General features: G+C 70.6%; 21 protein-coding genes and 1 tRNA gene. 13 read left to right on the top strand and 9 right to left on the bottom strand.

The window, feature by feature from the left end; genetic code table 11:
- Position 1: 1 nt before the first annotated feature.
- Positions 2-685 carry a M48 family metallopeptidase gene (locus tag VGW35_04225; GenBank protein ID HEV8306850.1) on the bottom strand — a complete coding sequence of 228 codons (684 nt, stop codon included), beginning with the start codon at positions 683-685 and terminating at the stop codon, positions 2-4.
- Positions 686-863: 178 nt separating this feature from the next.
- Between VGW35_04225 and VGW35_04230 the strand changes: the two genes are divergently transcribed.
- The 3 genes from VGW35_04230 to VGW35_04240 are packed head-to-tail and all read left to right on the top strand — an operon-like array spanning position 864 to position 3,717.
- Entirely contained in the window at positions 864-2,030 is a 1,167-nt protein-coding gene (locus VGW35_04230) for a potassium channel family protein (GenBank protein HEV8306851.1), read from the top strand.
- Positions 2,031-2,066: 36 nt separating this feature from the next.
- A complete protein-coding gene (locus tag VGW35_04235) occupies positions 2,067-2,837 on the top strand; it encodes a fumarylacetoacetate hydrolase family protein (protein HEV8306852.1) in 771 nt (256 codons plus the stop codon).
- Between the two features lie 16 nt (positions 2,838-2,853).
- A complete protein-coding gene (locus tag VGW35_04240; GenBank protein ID HEV8306853.1) occupies positions 2,854-3,717 on the top strand; it encodes an MBL fold metallo-hydrolase in 864 nt (287 codons plus the stop codon).
- Between the two features lie 38 nt (positions 3,718-3,755).
- Here the strand turns inward: VGW35_04240 and VGW35_04245 are convergent, their stop codons facing one another.
- The 3 genes from VGW35_04245 to VGW35_04255 all read right to left on the bottom strand — a co-directional run bounded on the left by VGW35_04245 (position 3,756) and on the right by VGW35_04255 (position 7,357).
- Positions 3,756-4,670: an ABC transporter permease gene (locus VGW35_04245; GenBank protein HEV8306854.1), complete on the bottom strand. Its 915-nt coding sequence runs from the start codon at positions 4,668-4,670 to the stop codon at positions 3,756-3,758.
- Between the two features lie 4 nt (positions 4,671-4,674).
- Positions 4,675-5,688: an ABC transporter permease gene (locus VGW35_04250; protein HEV8306855.1), complete on the bottom strand. Its 1,014-nt coding sequence runs from the start codon at positions 5,686-5,688 to the stop codon at positions 4,675-4,677.
- Positions 5,689-5,755: 67 nt separating this feature from the next.
- Positions 5,756-7,357, bottom strand: a complete 1,602-nt coding sequence (locus VGW35_04255; GenBank protein HEV8306856.1) for an ABC transporter substrate-binding protein — start codon at positions 7,355-7,357, stop codon at positions 5,756-5,758.
- 105 nt (positions 7,358-7,462) lie between these two features.
- On the opposite strand from VGW35_04255, the gene VGW35_04260 reads away from it, so the two are divergent.
- Positions 7,463-7,900: a GNAT family N-acetyltransferase gene (locus VGW35_04260; protein HEV8306857.1), complete on the top strand. Its 438-nt coding sequence runs from the start codon at positions 7,463-7,465 to the stop codon at positions 7,898-7,900.
- 102 nt (positions 7,901-8,002) lie between these two features.
- Here the strand turns inward: VGW35_04260 and VGW35_04265 are convergent, their stop codons facing one another.
- Positions 8,003-8,428 (bottom strand): response regulator, encoded by a 426-nt coding sequence (locus VGW35_04265; protein HEV8306858.1) that lies wholly within the window; start codon positions 8,426-8,428, stop codon positions 8,003-8,005.
- Between the two features lie 232 nt (positions 8,429-8,660).
- Here VGW35_04265 and VGW35_04270 point away from each other — a divergent pair, with 232 nt between their 5' ends.
- From VGW35_04270 to VGW35_04295, 6 genes are all read left to right on the top strand, one after another.
- Positions 8,661-8,855, top strand: a complete 195-nt coding sequence (locus tag VGW35_04270) for an ArsR family transcriptional regulator (GenBank protein HEV8306859.1) — start codon at positions 8,661-8,663, stop codon at positions 8,853-8,855.
- A 252-nt stretch (positions 8,856-9,107) separates the two neighbouring features.
- Positions 9,108-10,640: an ABC transporter substrate-binding protein gene (locus VGW35_04275; GenBank protein HEV8306860.1), complete on the top strand. Its 1,533-nt coding sequence runs from the start codon at positions 9,108-9,110 to the stop codon at positions 10,638-10,640.
- Between the two features lie 105 nt (positions 10,641-10,745).
- On the top strand, positions 10,746-11,690 hold the full coding sequence (gene nikB / locus VGW35_04280) for a nickel ABC transporter permease (GenBank protein ID HEV8306861.1): 945 nt from the start codon (positions 10,746-10,748) through the stop codon (positions 11,688-11,690).
- Between the two features lies 1 nt (position 11,691).
- Complete coding sequence (locus VGW35_04285) at positions 11,692-12,573, top strand: ABC transporter permease (GenBank protein HEV8306862.1); 882 nt, start codon at positions 11,692-11,694, stop codon at positions 12,571-12,573.
- Between the two features lie 91 nt (positions 12,574-12,664).
- Complete coding sequence (locus VGW35_04290; GenBank protein ID HEV8306863.1) at positions 12,665-12,949, top strand: type II toxin-antitoxin system RelE/ParE family toxin; 285 nt, start codon at positions 12,665-12,667, stop codon at positions 12,947-12,949.
- The gene (locus VGW35_04295) at positions 12,946-13,263 is read left to right on the top strand and encodes a type II toxin-antitoxin system Phd/YefM family antitoxin (GenBank protein ID HEV8306864.1); all 318 of its coding nucleotides are present in this window, start codon (positions 12,946-12,948) and stop codon (positions 13,261-13,263) included. Before VGW35_04290 ends, VGW35_04295 begins: the two co-directional genes overlap by 4 nt.
- Here the strand turns inward: VGW35_04295 and VGW35_04300 are convergent.
- Positions 13,242-13,317: transfer RNA gene (locus VGW35_04300), tRNA-Phe, on the bottom strand. The two genes, VGW35_04295 and VGW35_04300, sit on opposite strands and share 22 nt — an antisense overlap.
- A gap of 131 nt (positions 13,318-13,448) precedes the next feature.
- Between VGW35_04300 and VGW35_04305 the strand changes: the two genes are divergently transcribed.
- From VGW35_04305 to VGW35_04315, 3 genes are read left to right on the top strand one after another with little or no spacing between them, the layout of a single operon-like run.
- On the top strand, positions 13,449-15,128 hold the full coding sequence (locus VGW35_04305; GenBank protein HEV8306865.1) for a hydantoinase B/oxoprolinase family protein: 1,680 nt from the start codon (positions 13,449-13,451) through the stop codon (positions 15,126-15,128).
- A gap of 3 nt (positions 15,129-15,131) precedes the next feature.
- Complete coding sequence (locus VGW35_04310) at positions 15,132-17,186, top strand: hydantoinase/oxoprolinase family protein (protein ID HEV8306866.1); 2,055 nt, start codon at positions 15,132-15,134, stop codon at positions 17,184-17,186.
- On the top strand, positions 17,183-18,517 hold the full coding sequence (locus tag VGW35_04315; GenBank protein ID HEV8306867.1) for an aspartate aminotransferase family protein: 1,335 nt from the start codon (positions 17,183-17,185) through the stop codon (positions 18,515-18,517). Before VGW35_04310 ends, VGW35_04315 begins: the two co-directional genes overlap by 4 nt.
- A gap of 10 nt (positions 18,518-18,527) precedes the next feature.
- On the opposite strand, the gene VGW35_04320 is transcribed toward VGW35_04315, so the two are convergent.
- The 3 genes from VGW35_04320 to VGW35_04330 all read right to left on the bottom strand — a co-directional run bounded on the left by VGW35_04320 (position 18,528) and on the right by VGW35_04330 (position 20,717).
- Positions 18,528-18,869, bottom strand: coding sequence for a hypothetical protein (locus VGW35_04320; protein ID HEV8306868.1), 342 nt, complete (start codon positions 18,867-18,869; stop codon positions 18,528-18,530).
- Positions 18,836-19,060, bottom strand: coding sequence for a hypothetical protein (locus VGW35_04325; protein HEV8306869.1), 225 nt, complete (start codon positions 19,058-19,060; stop codon positions 18,836-18,838). The genes VGW35_04320 and VGW35_04325 overlap by 34 nt, the downstream gene beginning before the upstream one ends.
- A gap of 163 nt (positions 19,061-19,223) precedes the next feature.
- Positions 19,224-20,717 (bottom strand): bifunctional glycosyltransferase/class I SAM-dependent methyltransferase, encoded by a 1,494-nt coding sequence (locus tag VGW35_04330; protein HEV8306870.1) that lies wholly within the window; start codon positions 20,715-20,717, stop codon positions 19,224-19,226.
- Positions 20,718-20,935: the final 218 nt, after the last annotated feature.

Consider the following 20,935-nt stretch of genomic DNA (forward strand, 5'->3'; position numbering starts at 1 on the left):
ACTAGGGCATCTGCTGCACTGCCTGGATCCGATCCCCCGTGGTCGGATGCGTCGCGAAGAACCCCCCGCTCTCGCCCTCGGTCTGCTTGAGCCACGCCAGCGTGCGGACCATCAGGGCCTTGCCATCGTACCCGGCGCGCCGGAGAAGCTCGACCCCGTGGCGATCCGCCGCGTACTCCTCGCGCCGCGTGTACGCGTTCGTCACCAGCTGGGCGGCGATCGGAGCCAGCGGCTGGGCGCGCGGGAAGATCTGCTCGAGGAGGATGGTGCCGAGCTCGAGCCCCGCGCCGAGGCGCTTCAGCTTCGCGACGTGACCGAGGTCGGCATGCGCGGTCTCGTGGCCCATGACGGCCCGGAGCTGGTCGTCAGTGGCCCGCTGAAGCAGGCCGGAGGTCACGTAGAACTCGCCGGCGCCGCCGTTGGCCGCATTGATGCGCGAATCTGAGAGGACGCCGACCCGGACCCGACTCAGCGGGAGGGGGTGGTTCATGTGCTGAAGGAGGGGAACCATGACCTTTCGGAGTCGGTCCACGTGCCGGGGATCCACACTGCCGGCGGCCGGAGTGGCCGCCGGCCGAGGAGCCGTGGAGCCGGCCGCCTGGGCGAGGGTCGGGAGGATCTCGCCGCCCGCGCCGATCAGACCCGCGGTGGCGCCCAGCACGAAGTCTCGTCGGTCCATCTCCATCGCAGACTCCTCCGTCGAGGCCGACGTGATCGTCATCGCTGCGGTGTCTCCCGGCCGGGGCGAGCGGGCCTCTCCGGCTCCCCACCCGAGCAAGATGCCTGCCAAGGCCGCCGTCCCCGGGACCCATCCTTCGGTACAATGGAGGGAGCGGTCGGGCATCGCCCGACGGTTCCTGGTGATGAAGGCTCTTGCCGGCGCGGCCGGGCTCCTCCTGATCTTCGGCATCCTCTGGGAGGCGTTTGAAACGATCGTCCTCCCACGGCGCGTGGCGCGTCGTGTCCGGCTCACGCGCCTGTTTTATCGCTCGACGTGGATCCCCTGGTCGGGCGTGGCGCGCCGAGCGCTCCGCGGCCAGCGCCGCGAAACATTTCTCGGCTTCTACGGCCCGCTCTCGCTTCTCGTGTTGCTGACCGTCTGGGCGTTCGGCTTGGTCCTCGGCTTCGCGTTGCTGCTGTGGGCGAGCGGGTCCGCCATCCAGGCGGCGGAGGGGATGTCGCCCTTCGGGGCCGACCTCTACCTGAGCGGGACGACCTTCTTCACCCTCGGGCTGGGAGACGTGACGCCGCGCAGCGCGGTGGCCCGGGCGCTCACGGTGATCGAGGCCGGCACGGGATTCGGCTTCCTGGCCCTCGTCATCGGGTATCTGCCCGTGCTCTATCAGTCATTTTCGCGCCGTGAAGTCAACGTCTCGCTGCTGGACGCCCGCGCGGGGTCTCCCCCCAGTGCCGTCGAGCTCCTGCGCCGGCATGCCGCGCCCGAGGGCCAGGACGCCCTCCGGGAGTTGCTGCGCGAGTGGGAACGCTGGTCGGCCGAGCTGCTGGAAACCCATCTGTCCTATCCGGTGCTGGCCTACTTCCGCTCCCAGCACGACAATCAGTCCTGGCTGGCCGCGCTCACGACGATCCTCGATGTGAGCGCCCTGGTGATGGCGGGCATCGAGACCGGCTGCCAGCGGGAGGCGCAGCTCACCTTCGCCATGGCGCGGCACGCCATCGGCGATCTGGCCCAGGTCTTCCGGACTGCGCCCCTGCGGGCGATGCCCGACCGGCTGCCGCCACCGAAGCTGGCGCAGCTGCGGGAGTCCCTCGAGGCCGCCGGCTTGAAGCTTCGCCAGGGACCGACGGCGGACCAGGAGTTTGCCGAGTTGCGCGGGCTGTACGAGCCATACGTGGCGGCGCTGGCCGGCTACCTGAGGCTCGGCATCCCCGACTGGTTGGCGGATGCGGGGCGAGCCGACAACTGGCAGACGACCGCCTGGGGCCAGAGCTCGGGCCCCGGATTCCCCGCGCATCTCGCGTCCGACGAGCACCGAAAGAGGGCCGGCGAGTCCGGGCGTCGGGCCTGACCGAGACTCGGGCCGGCGCCACCCAGGGAGGGCCCCATGGATCTCGAAGCCATCATCGAGTCGTTCTGGACGTCGGCCCGGCGGGGCGTCTACTATCCACCCGAGTGGAAGGGGAAGCTCACCGCGCATCAGGCATACCGGGTTCAGCTCGGCATCCTCGATCGCCTGGTCGCGGGCGGGGAGACGCACGCCGGGTGGAAGGTCGGACTGACGGCCCGGGCCATGCAGGAGCAGTGGGGAATCTACGAGCCCGTCTTCGGCTTCCTGCTGGAGAGCGGACACCGGCCGAGTGAGGCGACGTTCGGGTTCGACGAGCTGATCCAGCCCGGCTTCGAGAACGAGCTGTGCCTGACCATGGGAACGCCGCTCCAGGGGCCCGGGGTGACGCTCGAGCAGGCGCGAGCGGCCATCCTCGCCGTCGCGCCCGCGCTGGAGATCATCGAGCGGCGAGGGGACTTCGCCGCCGACCTGAACCTCGCCCTCGCCGACAATTCCCAGCAGAAGGCCTTCGTCACGGGGCGGGCCACGACCCCGGTACCGCCGGGGGTCACTCTCGCCGAGGCCACGGTCGAGGTCGTCGTCGATGGCGTGAGCGTCGAGCGCACCCGCGGGTCCGCCGAGCGGACCGGTGACCAGGTGGCCACGGTGGCGTGGCTGGCCAACAAGCTCGCGGAATTCGGCCGCCACATCGAGGCCGGGCACCGGATCATGTCCGGCTCGTTCACCCGGCAGTACCCGCTGTCCCGTGGGGCCCGCATCGAGGCGCGCTTCGAGCCATTCGGCGTGGTCCGGGCCGAGTTCGCCTGATCCGGGGAGGAACGTCATGGCCGAAGTCTTCGTCCTGGGGGCCGGCACGCCGACACCGACGCCGCATCGCTGGGGCTCCGCCTTCGCCGTCCAGGTGGGCGGCGAGTACCTGATGTTCGACTGCGGCCCGGCGGCCACGTCCAAGCTCGTCAAGGTCGGCATCTTCCCGACGCGGGTCGACTACCTCTTCTTCACCCATCATCACTTCGATCACGACGTGGACTACCCGTGCTTCCTCCTGTGCCGCTGGGACCAGTCGATCGGCAAGGAGAACCAGCTCCGCGTGTACGGGCCCACGCTCACCGAGACGCTCACCGAGCGGATCCTCGGCGAGGGGGGCGCCTTCGTCCACGACTGGAAGGCCCGCGTCCACCATCCCCTGAGCCAGCGCGTCTACGTGAACCGGGGCGGCACGCTGCCGCGCCGGCCGCCGTCGGTCCTCGCCCGGGACGTCGGTCCCGGGCTCGTGCACCAGGGGCGCGAATGGCAGGTCACGGCGGCGCCCGCCGAGCACGTCCAGCCGTTTCTCGACTCCCTCGCCTACCGGCTCGACAGCGCCGAGGGCAGCATCGTCTTCACCGGCGACACCCAGCCGTGCCGCAGCGTCGTCGAGCTGGCCCGTGGAAGTGACCTGATGTTCTGCATGTGCTGGGACGACAGCGCGCGGATGGCGGCGATGGGCGAGAACTTCGGCCAGTGCGGCACCACCGGGGCCGCCGAGATGGCGGCCGAGGCCGGCGTCAAGAAGCTCGTCCTCGTGCACGTCGGTCCTCACCTGGCCGCCCACGGGCCGATGGAGAAGGGCATCGGGGACGTCCGCAAGCTCTACGACGGGGAGGTGATCTTCGCCGAGGAGCTGATGACGGTCCGGCCCTCGTGAGAGGGGGGGCTCCCACCTGGCCGTGGGGGGCCCGGGGATCAGCGAAGCCGCAGGCGCGGGTCGATCGCGTCTCGCAGGGCGTCCCCGATGAAGTTGCAGGCGATGGCGACCATCAGAATGGCGATCCCGGGAAAGGCCGAGATCCACCACTGGGCCACGAGCTCGCGACCCTCGGCGACCATGGCGCCCCACTCCGGGGTCGGCGGCACGGCTCCCAGACCGAGGAACGACAGGGCCGCCGTGATGATGATGGCATTGCCGAAGTCCATGGCCATGAGGACCAGCGAGGGCGCGACCGCGTTGGGCAGGATGTGGCGCAGGACGATGCGGCGATCGTCGAGGCCGAGCGCCTGGGCGGCGGTGACGAAGTCCCGAGCCTTGAGCGCCAGCACCTGGCCCCGGGCCAGCCGCGCGTAGGGAGGCCACCACACCACCAGCAGGGCGAACATGGAGTTCTGGATGCTGGGGCCGAGCGCGGCCGCGATGGCCATCGCCAGGATCAGCGACGGGAAGGCCAGTACCATGTCCACCACCCGCATCGCCACTTCGTCGGGCCAGCTCCCGAAATAGGCGGCCAGGCCGCCGTAGAGCGTCCCGAAGACCGACGCCACCACGACGACGACGGCCGCCACCGGCAGCGATACCCGCCCGCCGTAGAGGACCCGGCTCAGCACATCCCGGCCCAGGCCGTCGACCCCGAGCCAGTGCTGGACCGACGGAGCGTCCAGCCGGTTGTCGACGTTGAGGTCGATGGGGTCGTAGGGCGCGATCGCGGGCGCGAGCGCCGAGACCGCCACCCACGCGACGACCACGAGGCCACCCAGGACCGCCGTCGGCTTCCGCACGACGCGGTGCCAGAGCAGGCGCGTCTCGCGCGGGGACGCCACCACGCCGATGTCCGCGGGAACACGTCCGGCCACGGGAGCGGCGGGTGTCGCGGAGAGGGTCGCCATCGCCTCAGGAGTACCGGATCTGCGGATCCAGCCAGCCGTAGAGCAGGTCGACCACGAGGTTCACGAGCGTGTACATGACCCCGATCACGAAGGTCACGCCCATGATGGCCGGAAAGTCGTTGGTGACCGCCGACTGGAAGGCGTAGCGACCGAGTCCGGGCCAGGCGAAGATCGTCTCCGTCATCACCGCGCCCGAGAGGAGCCCGCCGTAGGCCAGCCCGAGGACGGTCACGGTGGGGATCAGGGCGTTTCGAAGGGCGTGCCGGGCGACGATCCGCGTTTCCGGAAGCCCTTTGGCGCGGGCGGTGCGGAGGTAGTCCTGGGACAGGGTATCGAGCATCGACGAACGCGTGATGCGCGTCACCAGCCCCATGACCGAGCTCGCCAGCACCAGCCCGGGCAGGATCAGATGCGACGCCGCGCTCCGGAAGGTGGCCCAGTCGCCCGCCACCGCCGCGTCGATCGTGAAGAAGCCGGTCAGCCGCGGCGGCGACTCGATCTGGGGTCCGAGCCGCCCCGGCCCCACCGTCCAGTGGAGCGTCGCGTAGAAGAGGACGAGCGAGACGGTGGCGAGCCAGAAGATGGGGATCGACACGCCGATCAGCGACACGAGACGGGCCACGTGGTCCACCGGGCCGTCTCGCCGGATGGCCGCCACCACACCGAGCGGCATCCCCACGATCAGCGCGAAGAGCACGGCCGTGGTGGACAGCTCGATGGTCGCCGGCAGGAACGCCGCGAGGTCCTTGGTGATCGCCCGCCGGGTGTTGATCGACGTCCCCAGCTCCCCCTGCAGGAGATTGCCGAGGAACGCGAAGTACTGGACATAGAGGGGCCGATCGAGCCCCCACTTCTCCTTGAAGGCCTGGACGACCTCGGGCCGCTGGGAGGCCTGCTGGCCGAGATTCGAGACGATCGGGTCGGCGGGGACGGCGTGGGCGATGAGGAAGGAGATCAGAGTCACCCCGAGCACCGACACCACCAGGAGCCCGAGGCGTCGCGTAACGTACTGGGCCATTTAGAAAGGTCGCGGGGACCGCGCGTGCGGCCCCCGCGCCGTCGCTTCGGTCAGATTCGGCCGAGCGCTACTTCTTTTCGACGGGGTAGATGCGGGCCGCGCCGAGGGGGAGGTACTCGTACCCCTCGATGTTCGGCCGCACGACGACCTCGGCCTTGCCCTGGACGAGGTTGACGTAGGGCCCGTTCTCGACCAGGTAGGCGAGCACTTCCTTGTACATCGCCGACCGCCGCTTGGGGTCGAGCTCGGCGTCGGCCTTCCGCGTCATGTCCTTCGCCTTCGGATCGTCCCAGCGCAGCCGCGGCGCCCAGGTGTGGAGGATCATCTGGCCGGTGAAGTCGCTGGCCCCGATGTAGTCCGGCTGGTTGTAGGAGATGACCGCGATCTCGCCCTTGGCCCGGTACTGCGACAGCATCACCGAGAACTCCTGCGGGACGAGCTGGACCTCGATCCCGATCTTCTTCAGGTCGGCCTGGACCTTCTGGGCCACCGACTCGTAGGTGATGCCGGCCGGCGAGGCGCCGGTGCCGTACTTGAGCGGGAACTTGAAGCCGTTCGGCACCCCGGCCTTGGCCAGGAGGTCCTTGGCCAGCTTGAGATCGTACCGTGGGTTCAGCCGGTCGGCATCGGCCTGGGTCTCGAGGCCCAGGACCCCGATCGGGTACACGGCGGGGCCGATGACGGCGCGGCCGTTGGTGAGCTTGATGATCCCGTTGCGGTCGACGGCGTGGCGGATCGCCTGGCGGACCTCCTTCTTGGCCAGCTCGGGGTGGAGCGCCGGATCCACCGTCATCCCCATGTACATGTTGTCGAGCGACTGGCCGAGCAGGATCTTGACGTTCTTGTTGTTGCGCATGGCGGCGGTGAGGTCGGGGGTGACGTTGAGCGCCACGTCGACGTCCCCGTTCTCGACCTGGAGCTTCTGGGTGGCGGGCGAGGGCACGTCGCGAGCCTCGATCTTCGCGATCTTGGCCGGGCCCTTCCAGTAGTTCGGGTTCCGCTCCATGATGATGACGTTGTTCTTCTGCCAGCCCTTCAGGATGAACGGCCCGCCGCCCGCCGAGTTCTGATTCAGCCACTCCTCGGCCTTGTCGTCCTTGTCCGCCGTCGGGGAGTCGCTCGCCCCGTGCTCCTTGGCGAGCTTCGAGTCCATGATGGCCGAGTTCGGACCGGAGAGCACGGGCAGCCAGTCGGCGAACGACTCGTTGAGGGTGGTCTTCACCGTCATCGGGTCGATGACGACGACCTCCTTCAGCGGGTCCATCATCCAGCCGGGGTTCCCCTTGAGGTTCTTGAGCCGGGTCAGGCTGAACTTCACGTCCTCGGCCGTGAACGGGTTGCCGCTGGCGTGCTTGACGTTCGGCCGGAGCTTGAACGTGTACTCCTTGCCGTCCGGCGAAATCTTCCACTCGGTCGCCAGCACGGGCACGAAGGTGTTCAGCTCCTTCGGGCTCTTGTGGGCGACCAGCGTGTCGTAGGTGTTGAGGTCGACGAAGGCCGCCCCGAACTCGAACTCCCGGCCGGGGTCGAGCGTCTTCACGTCCGACTGGTCGAGGGCCATGATGAGCGTCTTCCCGGCGCCGCCGGTCTGGGCGGTCACCGGCGGGGAGGCGCCCGCGGCGACGAGCGTGACCAGTCCGAGGATGGCGAAGCTGCGCGAGCCGGTCATCGATTCTCCTCCTCTCGAAGGGGCCTCCGGGCTGCTGGGCCGCCGATTGTGCTACGCTGGGGCGCACGCCTACCGCCGGCGCGCGAGGACTCAACTATAGCAGCGGTGCCGAGCGCCAACAAGGGGCCGCGGGGCCGCATCGTCGAAAGCGAGCCGCGCCTGGAGGACGTCGCGGCCCTCGATGACCACCTCTACCGGCACAACGCGGCGGTGACGGGCTGCGACGACGGCCAGTGGCTCGCGGTCTTCGTCCGGGACGGGACCGGCGAGGTCGTGGCTGGCCTGCACGGCTGGACGTGGGGCCGAACCGGCTTCGTGCGAACGCTCTGGGTTCGCGAGGACATCCGGGGTCGGGGCCTCGGCGCGCGGCTCCTGGCGGCGGCCGAGCGCGAGGCCGCCCGCCGCGGCTGCCGCGAGATGCACCTCGACACCCACAGCTACCAGGCGCCGGGCTTCTACGCTCGCCTCGGCTACGCGCGGATCGGCGAGCTGCCCGGCTGGCCGGACGACAGCACCCGCATCTTCTTCCGCAAGGCGCTCTAGGCACTTCGGGGGGTCTCGGAAGACCCCCCGATGCGGTTGTGGGGGCACAGCCGCCGCTCGGAGCGCTGCGCGAAGCGGCTCGCGGCGCCGGGTTGGCGCCGATCAGGACCCGGTGCGTGACCGCGCCCACAGAAGGCGCTCGATCGTGGCCAGCATCGTGTCCGGCTCCACCGGCTTGATGACATGCCCGTCGAAGCCGGCAGCCCAGGTCCTCACCAGGTCCGTGTCGGCCCCGAGCGCCGAGACGGCGATCACGCGGAGCCGGGCCAGCTTGGGCTCGGAGCGGAGCCGCGCCATGAAGCCGAAGCCGTCCATCCCGGGCATCCGCAGATCGCACAGGATCACGTCCGGCGCTTCGGCCCTCAGGACGGTGAGCGCGTCACGGCCGTCCGCGGCCAGGAGCACGCGAGCGCCCTCGTGTTCGAGGAACTGCCGCAGCGCGTCGCGGGAATCCTCGTGGTCTTCGACCACGAGGATGGTGACGCCGTGAAGTCGCGGGTGCGCTCGGCCAGTCTGGGCTGCGCTCAACCCCCCGAACCCCTGCCCTCCCGGTCAGCAGGTGGCTCTTCGGCGAAGCCGACCCTTTGGACTATAAGCGGGGCGCGGGCGCGACGTCAACAAATCAACCACGGGCCAGGGCGGCGAAGCGTCCGAGCCCGCTGGCGCCCCCGGCACGTCTTGGCTAGGATGGGAGCAGCGGCGAACGCCCGAGCCGGGAGCGCGGCGACCCGGAGCGCCGGCCGGCATGGAGGAGAAACCCATGGCAGAGATCGAGCGCATCGACGCCAACGAAGCACGACGCAAAGCCGCCGGCGGGGCCCTGCTGGTCTGCGCCTACGCCGACGAGGAGAAATGCCGCACGGTCAAGCTCGAGGGCGCCATCTCGCTGACGAGTTTCCAGTCACGGGTCGCGGCACTGCCGAAAGACCAGGAGATCATCTTCTACTGCGCCTGACCCGCCGAGGGCAGCGCTGCCGGTCAGGCGGCGCGGTATCAGGCCCGCGGCTTCGCCAACGTGAAAGCCCTCCGGGGAGGCGTCGAGGCCTGGCAAAAGGCCGGATATCCGATGGCCGCGGCCTAGCCGCCGCGCCACCGGCCGGGCCCGCCGATCGGCCGCCGGGCGGTCGCGCTGGACGGTCAGACGAGCCGACGAGGTCGATGAGAGCCTGATCCCGAAAGACGCCGTGTAGGCGAGGAGGAGGACCGTATGGGCGGCTTCGGCAGCTGGCGGAGGGTGTCGACTCCGGTGATCGTGGGAGTGGCGCTGGCCCTGGGGGCGTCGGCCAGTGCCCAGGAGCCGAAGCCGGGCGGCGTCCTGCGGGTCGGCCTCCAGGGTGACTTCACCACGATGGACCCGCACATGTCCACGTCCGCGGAGGACCGCGATCTCTACTACCAGCTCTACAGCCCGCTGGTCGGACTGGACGCCAACCTGAAGATCGTGCCGGAGCTCGCCGAGGCCTGGGAGCAGCCGGATCCGCTCACGTACGTCTTTCGGCTCCGGAAGGGGGTGAAGTTCCACGACGGGACCGACCTGACGGCCGAGGTCGTCAAGTGGAACTTCGAGCGGATGCTCAACCCGGCCACGGGGTCGATCCGTCGCAGCGAGCTCGGGAACGTCAAGTCCGTGGACGTCCTGAACCCGCTCACCGTGCGCATCAACCTGAAGGAGCCCGACGCGGTGTTGCTGGCCACCCTGTCCGACCGCGCCGGGATGATGGTCTCCCGGGCCGCGGTCGAGAAGCACGGGAAGGACTTCGCCCGCAATCCGGTCGGGACCGGCCCCTTCCAGTTCGTCGAGTGGGCGAAGGACGATCACCTGACGGTGCGGCGGTTCCCGGGGTACTGGAAGAGCGGGCTCCCCTACCTCGACGAGATCGTCTACAAGCCGATCCCGGACCATTCGGTCAAGCTCACCGCGCTCCGGACCGGCACCCTCGACCTCATCGACGATCTCCCCCCGAAGGACGTGACGCCACTCAAGGGCAATGCCAAGCTGCGCGTCATCGAAACCCCGGGCCTCGGCTACCGCCGGATCGAGCTCAACCACACCCGGCCGCCCTTCAACCTGAAGGCGCTGCGGCAAGCGGTCGCCTGGGCCATCAATCGGGAGGCCATTCACCGGGCGGTCTTCTTCGGCGCCGGAGCGCCGGCCCAGGGCCCGATTCCGCCCCGGAGCTGGGCGTACGAGCCGCTCCCCGGCTACGGCACGACGCCCGACCTCGCCAAGGTCAAGGAGAAGCTCGCCGAGGGTGGTCAGCCGAACGGCTTCCGCTTCGTCCTGAACGTGGTGAACACGCCCGTGGCCCAGAAGCAGGCGGAGATCATCCAGGACAACCTGAAGCGAGCGGGCATCGACATGGAGATCGCCCTGCTCGAGGTCGGGGCCTTCGACGAGAAGCGGAGGGCCCTCCAGTTCGACGGAGCCGAGGGCCGCTGGAGCGGCCGCGTCGATCCGGACGGCAACATGTTCGCGCACCTGATCACCGGGGGCGCGAACAACTGGGGCAAGTACGCGAACCCGCGGCTGGACGACCTGCTCCGGCGAGCGCGCTCGGCGGCCCAGCCGGGCGAGCGCAAGCGCCTCTACGCGGAGGCGCTCCGGATCATCATCGACGACGTGCCCATCGTCTTCCTTCACCACGATGCGTGGACCAAGGCATGGGACACCCGGGTGCAGGGGTACGTCGAGATCCCGGACGGGCGCATGCGCTTCGAGCGGGTCTGGCTCGGGCGATGAGGCGCGCCCCGCGGCCTCCGTCCGGGTGACCGGGAGTCCGCGGCGCCCCGGCCGCCCCCGTGTCCGCTGCCCCGGCGGGGGGCGGCGGCCAAGCTGAGGCATCGCGTGCTGGGCTACCTGCTCCGCCGGGCGGGGGCCATGGTGCCGGTGATCGCGGTCGTGAGCGTGGTGGTCTTCTCGCTCATCCACCTCACGCCCGGCGATCCGGTCAACATCATGCTCCGCGAGGAGGCGGACCCGGCCACGGCGGCGACGCTCCGGCGCCAGCTCGGCCTGGACCGGCCCTTGCCGCTCCAGTATGCGGCCTGGCTCGGGCGCGCGGTCCAGGGCGAGCTCGGTCGGTCCATCCGCACGAACCAGCCGGTCACGGACGCGATCCGCCAGCGGGTGCCTGTCACGCTGAGTCTCGCCGCGGCCGCGCTGCTGGTCGCGCTCGCGATCGGCCTGCCGGCGGGCATCCTGGCCGCGGTCCGCCGCAATTCGGTGGTCGACGTCGCGGCCACGCTGGTGGCCATCTCCGGTGTCTCGCTGCCGAGCTTCTGGCTGGCGATCCTGCTGATCCTGGTCTTCTCGGTCACCCTGGGGTGGCTGCCCCCGCTCGGCTGGGTGAGCCCCGGCCGAGATCTGGGGGCCTGGGTCCGGTCCCTCGTCCTGCCGGCCGTCACGCTGGGCGTGGCGATCGCCGCCGTCGTCATGCGGATGACCCGGGCGAGCTTGCTCGAGGTCCTCGAGCTCGACTACGTCCGAACGGCCCGGGCCAAGGGGCTCGCCGAGCGACGGATCGTGCTCGGGCACGCCCTGCGGAACGCGCTCATCCCCGTGGTGACGGTCATCGGGCTCCAGGCGGGGGCGCTGCTGGGCGGCGCGGTCATCACCGAGACGATCTTCGCGCTCCCGGGGGTCGGGCGGCTCCTGGTCGATGCGATCTTCCAGCGCGACTTCCCGATCGTCCAGGGAGTGGTCCTGGTCCTGGCCCTGAACTTCCTGATCGTGAACCTCCTGGTCGATCTGACCTACGCCTGGCTGGATCCCCGGATCCGGTACCACTGACGTGTCGGCCGCGCGCTCGCCGGCCCGGGAGTCCTCCGGCTCCGGCCCGCCTGGCCGCCGGCGCGCGGCGGGCCCCTGGGGGCGTCCGCTCGCCCTGGTCGGGCTGATCGCGCTCGGTGGACTGACGGGGGTGGCCCTGCTCGGCCCTCTGCTGGCACCCTTCGATCCGACCGAGCAGGCGCTCGACCGGATGCTCGCGCCGCCCGGCCGGGCTCACTGGCTCGGAACCGACGATCTCGGCCGCGACATCCTCAGCCGGGTGCTGTACGGCGCCCGCGTGTCCCTCGGCGTCGGCGTGCTCGCGGTCGCGCTGTCCCTGGGATTGGGCGTGGGGCTGGGACTCGTGGCGGGGTACTGGGGTGGGTGGGTCGACGGGGCCATCATGCGCGTCATGGATGGTCTCCTCGCCTTCCCCTCGATCGTCCTGGCGCTCGCGATCACCGCCGCGCTCGGCCCCAGTCTCCGGAACGCCATGATCGCGATCGGCATCATCGGGGTGCCCGGCTTCGCCCGGCTCGTCCGCGGCCAGGTGCTGGCGCTGCGCGCGCAGGAGTTCGTCGAGGCCGCCCGGGCCCTCGGGGCGCGCGACGGGCGCATCGTGATCCGGCACATCACCCCCGGCACGGTCGCGGTCGTCGTGGTCCACGCCTCGTTGCGCCTGGCATTCGCCGTCCTGACCGAGGCCGGCCTCTCGTTCCTGGGCCTGGGCGCCCAGCCGCCCACCCCGAGCTGGGGCGCCATGCTGAACGCCGGCCGGGAGTACCTCGAGCTGGCGCCGTGGGTGAGCCTGGCGCCGGGAGCGGCGATCTTCGCCACGACCCTGAGCTTCAACGTCGTCGGCGACACGGTGCGGGACGCCCTCGATCCCCGGTCGCGGACCTAGCCGGCCCGCGGGCCGGAGGGTTCGGAACGCCCCGCGTGAGGCGGCACCAGCGGAGGTTGACTGCTCATCTCCCACATAGCAGAATTCTGCTATGTTCCGAATCGCCATCCGGCCCCGGGCCGCCGAGCAGATCCGCCGGCTCCGGCGCGTGGATGCGATGGCGATCCTCGACGCCATCGAGAGCCACCTGAGAGACGAACCAGAGCGGGTGAGTCGGAGCCGAATCAAGCGGTTACGCGGCAGACCGGACGCCACGTACCGGCTCCGGGTGGGCGAGTACCGCGTATTCTACGATGTGCTCGAGCGACAGGTGGTCGTGACGGCCGTCCTTCACAAGTGGGACACGGCCAGGTTTTACCGAGAGGAGCCGCGATGAAGACGATGACGGTGTTCGAAGCTCGCAATCACTTCGCGAGGACGCTGGAGATCGCCAAAGATGATGTCGTCATCGTGACGCGTAACGGCAAGCCGGTTGCGGCCATTCAGGGCATCGACGACGAGGACATCGAAGACCTGCTCCTCGAGCGCTCCGAGCGCTTCTGGGAGATGATTGCCCGTGCTCGACGGGGGAAGCCCATCGCGATCGAGGCCCTGCGGCGGCAAGTCGCGCCGCCGCGGAAAGGGCGCCGGAAGCCGAGCGGTCAACGAGTGCGCGCGCGGAAAAGAAATGGTGGACAGGGGGAGAATTGAACTCCCGACACCGGGATTTTCAGTCCCGTGCTCTACCAACTGAGCTACCTGTCCACCTGGCGGGAACGACGCCTCACGTTACCAGAAGCCGCCGGGGCTGTCTAGCCGCGGGACCCTCCATCGAGTAAGATGGACCCGCTTGCCGCCCCGCCGGCAACGATTTCACCGCGCGCCAGGAGGATCCCGTGGCCGATCCGAGCGTCGATCCGATCACCGTGTCCGTCATCCAGCACCGCCTGGAGGCCATCGTCCAGGAGATGGGCGAGGCGATGCTCCGAACCTCCTACTCCCAGATCCTCAACTCGAGCCGCGACTTCTCGACGGCCCTCTGTGATGCCGAGGGGCGGCTCTGCGCCCAGGCTGAGCACGTCCCCATCCACGTCGGCGCGATCCCGTGGGCCGTCAAGTCGGTGCGGCAGTTCTTCGGGGACCGGGTGCAGCCGGGAGACGTCTTCCTCCTGAACGACCCCTACCAGGGAAACAACCATCTCCCCGACCTCACGGCCTTCGTCCCCGTCTTTGCCGACGACGTCCTCGTCTTCTGGTCGATCAACCGCTCCCACCAGAGCGACATCGGCGGCGCCACCCACGGCGGCTACAACCCCGGGGCCACCGAGATCTGGCAGGAGGGGATCCGCATCCCGCCTCTCCGGCTCTACGAGGCCGGCGCGCTGCGCGAGGATGTCCTCCACATGCTGGCTACCAATGTGCGCCACCCGCGCGACTTCCGCGGTGACCTGGCGGCGATGATCGGCTCGGCGCGCGTCGGCGAGCGGCGGCTGCTGGCGCTGCTCGGCGAGTACGGCGCCAAGACCACGCAGGCCGCGGTGGAGGCGATCCTGGACGGCGCCGAGCGCCAGACCCGGGCCTGCATCGCGACCTGGAAGGACGGGGTCTACCGGGGCGAGGCCATCCTGGACGATGACGGCCACCTCTACCGGGACATCCACGTGCGGGCCACGGTGACGAAGAAGGGGACGGACCTCACCATCGACCTCTCCGACTCTCACCGCCAGGTCGTCGGGTTCATCAACTCGTCCTACCCGAACATGCGCTCGGCGGTGGCGATGGCCCTGGCCTACCTGATCGACCCCCTCACCCCGAAGAACGACGGCACCTTCCGGCCGCTCACCGTCATCGCCAAGCCGGGCACGGTGGTGTGGGCCAACCCGCCGGCGCCCGTCACCCTCTGCACGAACCACTGTGCCCAGGAGATCGCCGAGGCTGTGATCAAGGCGCTGGCGCCGGCCTGTCCCGAGCGCGTGCTGGCCGGCTGGGGCCGCCGGTTCCGGATCGCCATCCAGGGGACGGACCCGCGCACCGGGCGCCCGTTCATCTGGCACTTGTTCCACGCCCGCCCGGGCGGTGGCGCCTCGGCCGCCGGGGACGGCTGGCCGGCCGCGGGCGAGGGTCAGGCGGCGGGGGGCATCAAGTTCGGGAGCGTCGAGGTGACGGAGGTGCGCTTTCCCCTCTTCTTCCGCCGGCACGAGTTCCGTCCCGACTCGGGGGGTGCCGGCCGGTACCGCGGCGGCGCGGGCTCGGTGCTCGAGCTGGCCGTCGAGATCCGCGATCCGGCGCGCGCCAACACGGCCGGGGACGGCGTCCGCTACCCGCCCTACGGCATCCTCGGCGGCCGGGACGGGCTCCCGCATCGATACCGGCTCCGCTCCCGCGGCCGCCGCGATCGCGTCCTCAAGACCAAGGAAGTCGGCATCCTGGTCCGGCCCGGCGACGTCTTCCACGTCGAGTCGGGTGGCGGGGGCGGCTACGGCGACCCGCGCCACCGCGCGTCCGCGGCGCGGACGGCCGACCGCGCCAACGGGTTCGTGACGTCTCGCGGGACCCGGCGGACGAAGGGGCGCTGAGCCATGTACCGGATCGGGATCGACGTCGGGGGCACCTTCACCGACCTGGTGGCGGTGGACGAAGCGGGCCGCGTCGTGCTGGCCAAGGCCGCGTCGACGCCGGCCGATCCCTCGGTCGGCGTGATGGAGGGGCTCGGGCTCCTGGCGGGCGCGCTCGGTCTGGACCACCGGGCGCTCCTCGGGCAGACGGAGCGAGTCGTCCACGGCACCACCGTGGCGACCAACGCGCTCCTGGAGCGGAAGGGCGCGCGGGTCGGGCTGCTGACGACCGAGGGCCACCGCGACGTCATCGAGATGCGGGAAGGGCTCAAGGACGACCGGTACAACCTCCGCATGCCCGCCCCCGACCCCCTGGTGTCGCGCGCGCGGCGACTCGGCGTGCGGGAGCGGATCCGCGCCGACGGGCGCGTGGCGATCCGGCTGGACCGGCGCTCGCTGGCGGCGGCGCTGCGCCTCCTCAAGCGCCAGCAGGTGGAAGCGATCGCGGTCTGCTACCTCCACGCCTACCGCGACGCGCGGCACGAGCGGGCCACGGCCGCCGCGGTCCGCAAGGCGCTGCCCGGCGTGTACGTCTCGCTCTCCTCGGAGGTGCTCCCGCAGATCAAGGAGTACGAGCGGGTCTGCACGACGGCGGTCAACGCCTACGTGGGCCCGGCCCTCTCGCGCTACCTCTCCCGCCTCGAGCACCGCCTCCGGGAGGCGGGATACGGCGGCCCGGTCCTCATCATGCAGTCCCACGGCGGGGTCGCGCCGATCGCGGACGCGATCCGCCTGGCGGCCGGCGCGGTGCTCTCGGGGCCGGCCGGCGGGGTGGCCGGGAGCCGCTATGCGTCGCGGCTCCTCGGCGAGGGCAACCTGATCCCGTTCGACATGGGCGGGACGAGTACCGACATCTCGCTCGTCGAGGGAGGGGAGGCCCACCTCTCGGCTGACAAGGTCGTCGCGGGCCAGCGGGTGGCGCTGCCCAGCATCGACATCGTGAGCCTCGGCGCCGGCGGAGGGTCGATCGCGCGGGTCGACGCGGGCGGCATCCTCCACGTCGGCCCCCAGAGCGCGGGCGCCGACCCGGGGCCGGCGTGCTACGGCAAGGGCGGCACCGCCGCCACCGTGACGGACGCCAATCTGGTCCTGGGCTACCTCGACCCCGGCAACTTCCTCGGCGGCCGGACCCGGCTGGACGTGCGGGCGGCCGAGCGGGCGGTCGAGGCGATCGCCCGGAAGCTCGGCACCGACCGGATGGCGGCGGCCGACGGCATCCATCGCGTCGTCAACACGCGCATGGCCGAGGGCATCCGCCTCGTCTCGGTCCGCCGCGGGGTCGATCCCCGGCGCTTCGCCGTGCTCGCCTTCGGCGGCGCCGCCGGCCTCCACGTGACCGACGTGGCGCGCCGGCTCGAGATCGGCCGGGTCATCGTGCCGCGGGTGGCCGCGGTGCTCTCGGCGTGGGGCATGCTGGCCACCGACCTCCGCTACGAGGCGGTCCGCAGCCACATCGGGGACGTGCGGCGGATCGGGGCCGCCGAGCTGCGCCGGGTCTTCGCCGAGATGGAAGCGGAAGGCCGGCGGCGGCTCGCCGAGGCGTTCGAGGGACCGGTCGAGGTCGCCCGGTCGGTGGACATGCGCTACGGCGAGCAGATCTTCGAGATCGGCGTCTCGCTCGAGGGCGTCGAGCTGGACGCGCCCGACCTGATGAAGGAGGTCGTCGAGCGCTTCCACCGTCGCCACGAGGAGCTCTACACCTACAGCGCGCCCGACCAGGAGGTCGTCCTGGTGAACGCCCGGCTGGCGGTGGTCGGGGTGCTCCCGGCCCTGCCCGCCGAGCCGGCGCTCCCGGCCCGCCCCGAGGCGCGGCCGCGGGTCCGGCGGCGGGTCTACCTGGGTGGCTGGCGCGAGCTGCCGGTCTTCGACCTCGACGCGGTCGCGCCCGGGCAGAGGGTCGAGGGCCCGGCGCTGTTCGAGACGGCCACGACCACGGTGCTGGTCCGGGACGGCGAGCAGGCCGTGGTCACCCCGCTCGGCTGGCTGGACGTCCGCGTGTCCAGGGAGGCCTCGACATGACGAACCGGTTCCTCGAACCCGACTCGGCCTCGGCGCGGCTCTTCGAGCGGGCCCGCCAGGTCATCCCGGGCGGCACCTCGAAGGCGAACATGCACGTGCGCCCGCACCCCCTCTACATGGCCTTCGGGGCCGGGTGCCGGGTGACCGACGTGGACGGCGTGGAGCGGCTGGACGCCATCGGGAACTTCACCGCCCTGATCCACGGCCACGCCTTTCCGCCGGTGGTGGAGGCGGTGAGCCGCCAGGTCGCCCGCGGGACCGCCTTCGCGGCGTCCAGCCCCGAGGAGGTGGCGCTGGCCGAGCTCCTGGTCGGCCGGGTGCCGGGGCTCGAGCGGATCCGCTTCGGGAACTCGGGCACCGAGGCGGTGATGATGGCGATCAAGGCGGCCCGCGCCTACACGGGACGGGACCGCATCGCCAAGTTCGAGGGCGCCTACCACGGCTACTACGACGACGTCCAGGTGAGCTTCAACTCGCGGTCGCCCGACTGGGGCCCGGACGAGGCCCCGGCCAGCGTCCCCTCCTCGGGCGGGATCCCGAAGCACCGGGTGCTGGAGACGCTGGTGCTGCCCTGGAACGACCGCGACGCCACCGAGCAGCTCGTCACCCAGCATCGGAGCGAGCTGGCCGCGGTGATCGTCGACCCGCTCAGCAACCGCATGGGGTTCATCCCGCCCGCCGAGGGCTTCCTCGCGTTCCTCCGCGCGCTCACCCGGGCCCACGGCATCCTCCTCATCTACGACGAGGTCATCAGCTTTCGGGTCGGCTACACGGGCGCCCAGGGTCGCTACGGCGGGGAGCCCGACCTCACCGCGTTCGGGAAGATCATCGGTGGCGGCTTCCCCATCGGGGCCACCGGCGGGACGGCCGAGGTGATGGAAGTCTTCGACCCGGGGACGCGGGGGCCGCGGATCGCCTCCGGCGGCACCTTCAGCGCGAACCCGGTCAGCATGGCGGCGGGCCTGGCGGCGATGCGCGCGCTCGACCCGGCGGCGTTCGACCGGCTGGAGGCCTTCGGGGCCCGGCTGCGGGCGCGGCTCGGCGAGGTGTTCCGCGCGAGCGGGGTGCCGGGTCAGGTGACCGGCGACGGCTCGCTCTTCCGGCTCCTCCTGACCACGCGGCCGCTCCGGAGCTACCGTGACGCGCCCGACTCGGCCGCCGAGCGGCGGATGGAGCGGCTCTTCCTCCACCTGCTCGAGGCCGGGGTGCTCGTGAACACCAACGGGCTCGGCTGCCTGTCCACGCCCATGACGGACGCGGAGATCGACGAGCTCGCGGTGGCGCTCGAGCGCGCGCTGGGCCGCCTGGCCCGGGAGACCGCCGCCGGTTAGCGCGCACGGGCTACGGAATGAACCCGGGGACGTGACCGATCCCGGCCACGACGTGACGGGCGAGGTTGACGTAGAAGAACCCGAAGACCGCCGCGGGACAGCCGAACGTCAGGAGGTTGACGGGCAGGGCCCGTCTCCACGCGCCAGCCAGGCGCGCGCGGAACTCCGGGACGACGGCCGCGAGAACCGCCGGCGCCACAACCATGGCCATCAGGACGAACACGACCGAGTAGCGCGTCAGCAGGGCCAGCGTGACGAACAGGACGAACAGGCCGCGCGCCCGCCACCTCGCACCGGCGAACCCCGACTCTTCGAGGTCTAGGTAGTAGTAGAGCCCGGCAGGGTCAGGCACGTGGCGAGCGCGTAGGCGCGCACTTCGAGGCCGACGTCGACCGCGCTGGCGGAAAGGCCGAACGCCAGGACGGCCACTTCGGCCAGCCAGGCCTGGCCGACCAGGCGCCCGGCGACCTTTCCCATGAGGGCCGCGGCCACCACCGTGGCCACGATCGAGGGGAAGGCGATAGATGAGGGGGTGATGACCAAGGCGGACGGCCGCCTTCAGGACGAGGTAGTACACTGCCGCGACGAGCGGGAGAGCGGCGGCGTGGGGGCCCCCGCGAGAACGGATCGCCTCATCCGCGAGCCCGAAAGTTCGGCGGCGGGCCGACCACTCTCACCGGCCCCGCGTCCGAAGCTCGAGCCTGGCTCATGGGCGGAGCGCCGCGGCCTTCACCGGACTGCCCGCCATGGAATCGTCCAGCAGGGCGTCCACCGTGGGTGTGGCCGTCACCACCATGAAGATCTGGTAAGAGAAGAGCCCACGGGCCACCTGGATCAGGATGTCGTTCACCCACACCAGGAAACGGGACAGCCTGTTCAACCCGAGCGCCTCGGGAAACGGCGCCGGGATCCCCCCGAGCCGCTCGACCCGGAACCCGCACTGCTCGAAGAGCGCGCGCAAGGTCCTGAACGTGTACAGCCGCGTATGCGTGAGATCCAGGATGCCGCGCTTGCCGTAATTGAAGTTCCCCAACAGCATCTGCAGTCTCACGATCCAGAACGTCACGTTCCCCGTAGTCACGATGAACTTGGGCTCTCGCTTCCGTCCTCCCGCCGACCGCCGGAGGCCCTCCAGAAACCGCTCGGGCTCCTTCAAATGCTCGATGACGTCGAGGAGCAGCACGTAATCGAAGTCACGGAGGTCCAGGCCCAAGGGCGCTCGCTCGTCCCGCACCAGGAAATCCTCGAAGACGCCCGTCGGCCCGGGCGGGAACCGGTCCACACCGACGATGCGGCAATTCTTCTTCGCCAGTTCCCGGGATACGAAGCCCGGACCGCAGCCGATATCGAGCACCCGCGCACCCGCCGGCACCGCGTCGATGGCCACGGTATGCGAGGAGCGGTACCCGAGCTTCACCCGGTAATGCAGGTTGCCGGGTCCCTCGACGTCGAACTTCCGGTCGTAGAGGAGGCCCAGGCCGTGGAGCCGGCTGGCCAGGGTGGTCCGAACGACGTCCTTGGCGTACCGGAGGCCGTTCACGCGGCAGATCTCGTCTCCGTAGTACGTCGGGATGGGGACCTCCTCGATCCGGCAGCGCGCCAGCATGAGCTGGATGATGATCTCCGTGTCGAAGTGAAACAGGTTCGAGTTGTACTCGAACGGCACGCGGGCCAGAGCCGAAACGCGGTAGGCGCGAAACCCGGAATGGAACTCGGACAGCCTCGATCCCAGGAGATAGTTCTGCGTGCGGGTCAGGATCTTGTTCCCGACGAATTTGTAGAGCGGCATCCCCCCTTTCCGGGCGCCGCCTCTGGTGAGCATGCGTGACCCGAGCACGGCGTCCGCCCTTCCGTCGATCAACGGTTGCAGGAGATCGGGGATGCGCTCGGGGGCGTACTGACCGTCCCCGTGCAAGAGGACCACGAAGTCGAACCCGTGGCGCAGGGCATAGGTATACCCGAGCTTCTGATTGCCGCCATAGCCCTGATTATCGTTGTTAAAGAGCAGCGTCACGCGATGCCGGCTTCGCGCCGCCGAGCGGACCCCGACTTCGAAGGTCCGGTCACCGGACGAGTCGTCGATGACGAGGATCTCAGTCGGAAACGCGAATACCTCGGGAGGGATGCGGGCCAACACTCGCTCGAGCGTCGACTCCGCCTCGTAGGCGACGACGAAGATGAGGATCTTTGGTGGCGTCACCCGCGTGACCGGCCCTTGACACGCTTCACGACTCGCTCCTGCGCTCCCAGCCGCATCCTGCATCAATCCCCGATCCGGCCGGATCGCGACGTGCTCAACAGGGCCTTGCTCGAACGGCTACACAGGATGGGCGCCCGGCCCAGCGGCTCGGCCAGCCCGGCCCTCGCCGCGGGAGCCCCGAGGCCGACGGGTCCCTTCGGCCCGCCCCAGTCTACCAG

The organism is Candidatus Methylomirabilota bacterium (assembly GCA_036005065.1).
GTDB lineage: Bacteria > Methylomirabilota > Methylomirabilia > Rokubacteriales > DASRDR01 > DASYQW01.

Excerpts from the sequence above, each read along its gene's own strand:
- VGW35_04295 (HEV8306864.1), top strand. The coding sequence starts at position 12,946 with ATGAAGACGATGACGGTGTTCGAAGCTCGCAATCACTTCGCGAGGACG.
- VGW35_04245 (HEV8306854.1), bottom strand. The coding sequence starts at position 4,670 with ATGGCGACCCTCTCCGCGACACCCGCCGCTCCCGTGGCCGGACGTGTT.
- VGW35_04225 (HEV8306850.1), bottom strand. The coding sequence starts at position 685 with ATGGAGATGGACCGACGAGACTTCGTGCTGGGCGCCACCGCGGGTCTG.
- VGW35_04310 (HEV8306866.1), top strand. The coding sequence starts at position 15,132 with ATGTACCGGATCGGGATCGACGTCGGGGGCACCTTCACCGACCTGGTG.
- VGW35_04255 (HEV8306856.1), bottom strand. The coding sequence starts at position 7,357 with ATGACCGGCTCGCGCAGCTTCGCCATCCTCGGACTGGTCACGCTCGTC.
- VGW35_04240 (HEV8306853.1), top strand. The coding sequence starts at position 2,854 with ATGGCCGAAGTCTTCGTCCTGGGGGCCGGCACGCCGACACCGACGCCG.
- VGW35_04230 (HEV8306851.1), top strand. The coding sequence starts at position 864 with ATGAAGGCTCTTGCCGGCGCGGCCGGGCTCCTCCTGATCTTCGGCATC.
- VGW35_04275 (HEV8306860.1), top strand. The coding sequence starts at position 9,108 with ATGGGCGGCTTCGGCAGCTGGCGGAGGGTGTCGACTCCGGTGATCGTG.
- VGW35_04315 (HEV8306867.1), top strand. The coding sequence starts at position 17,183 with ATGACGAACCGGTTCCTCGAACCCGACTCGGCCTCGGCGCGGCTCTTC.
- VGW35_04250 (HEV8306855.1), bottom strand. The coding sequence starts at position 5,688 with ATGGCCCAGTACGTTACGCGACGCCTCGGGCTCCTGGTGGTGTCGGTG.
- VGW35_04270 (HEV8306859.1), top strand. The coding sequence starts at position 8,661 with ATGGCAGAGATCGAGCGCATCGACGCCAACGAAGCACGACGCAAAGCC.
- VGW35_04235 (HEV8306852.1), top strand. The coding sequence starts at position 2,067 with ATGGATCTCGAAGCCATCATCGAGTCGTTCTGGACGTCGGCCCGGCGG.
- VGW35_04290 (HEV8306863.1), top strand. The coding sequence starts at position 12,665 with ATGTTCCGAATCGCCATCCGGCCCCGGGCCGCCGAGCAGATCCGCCGG.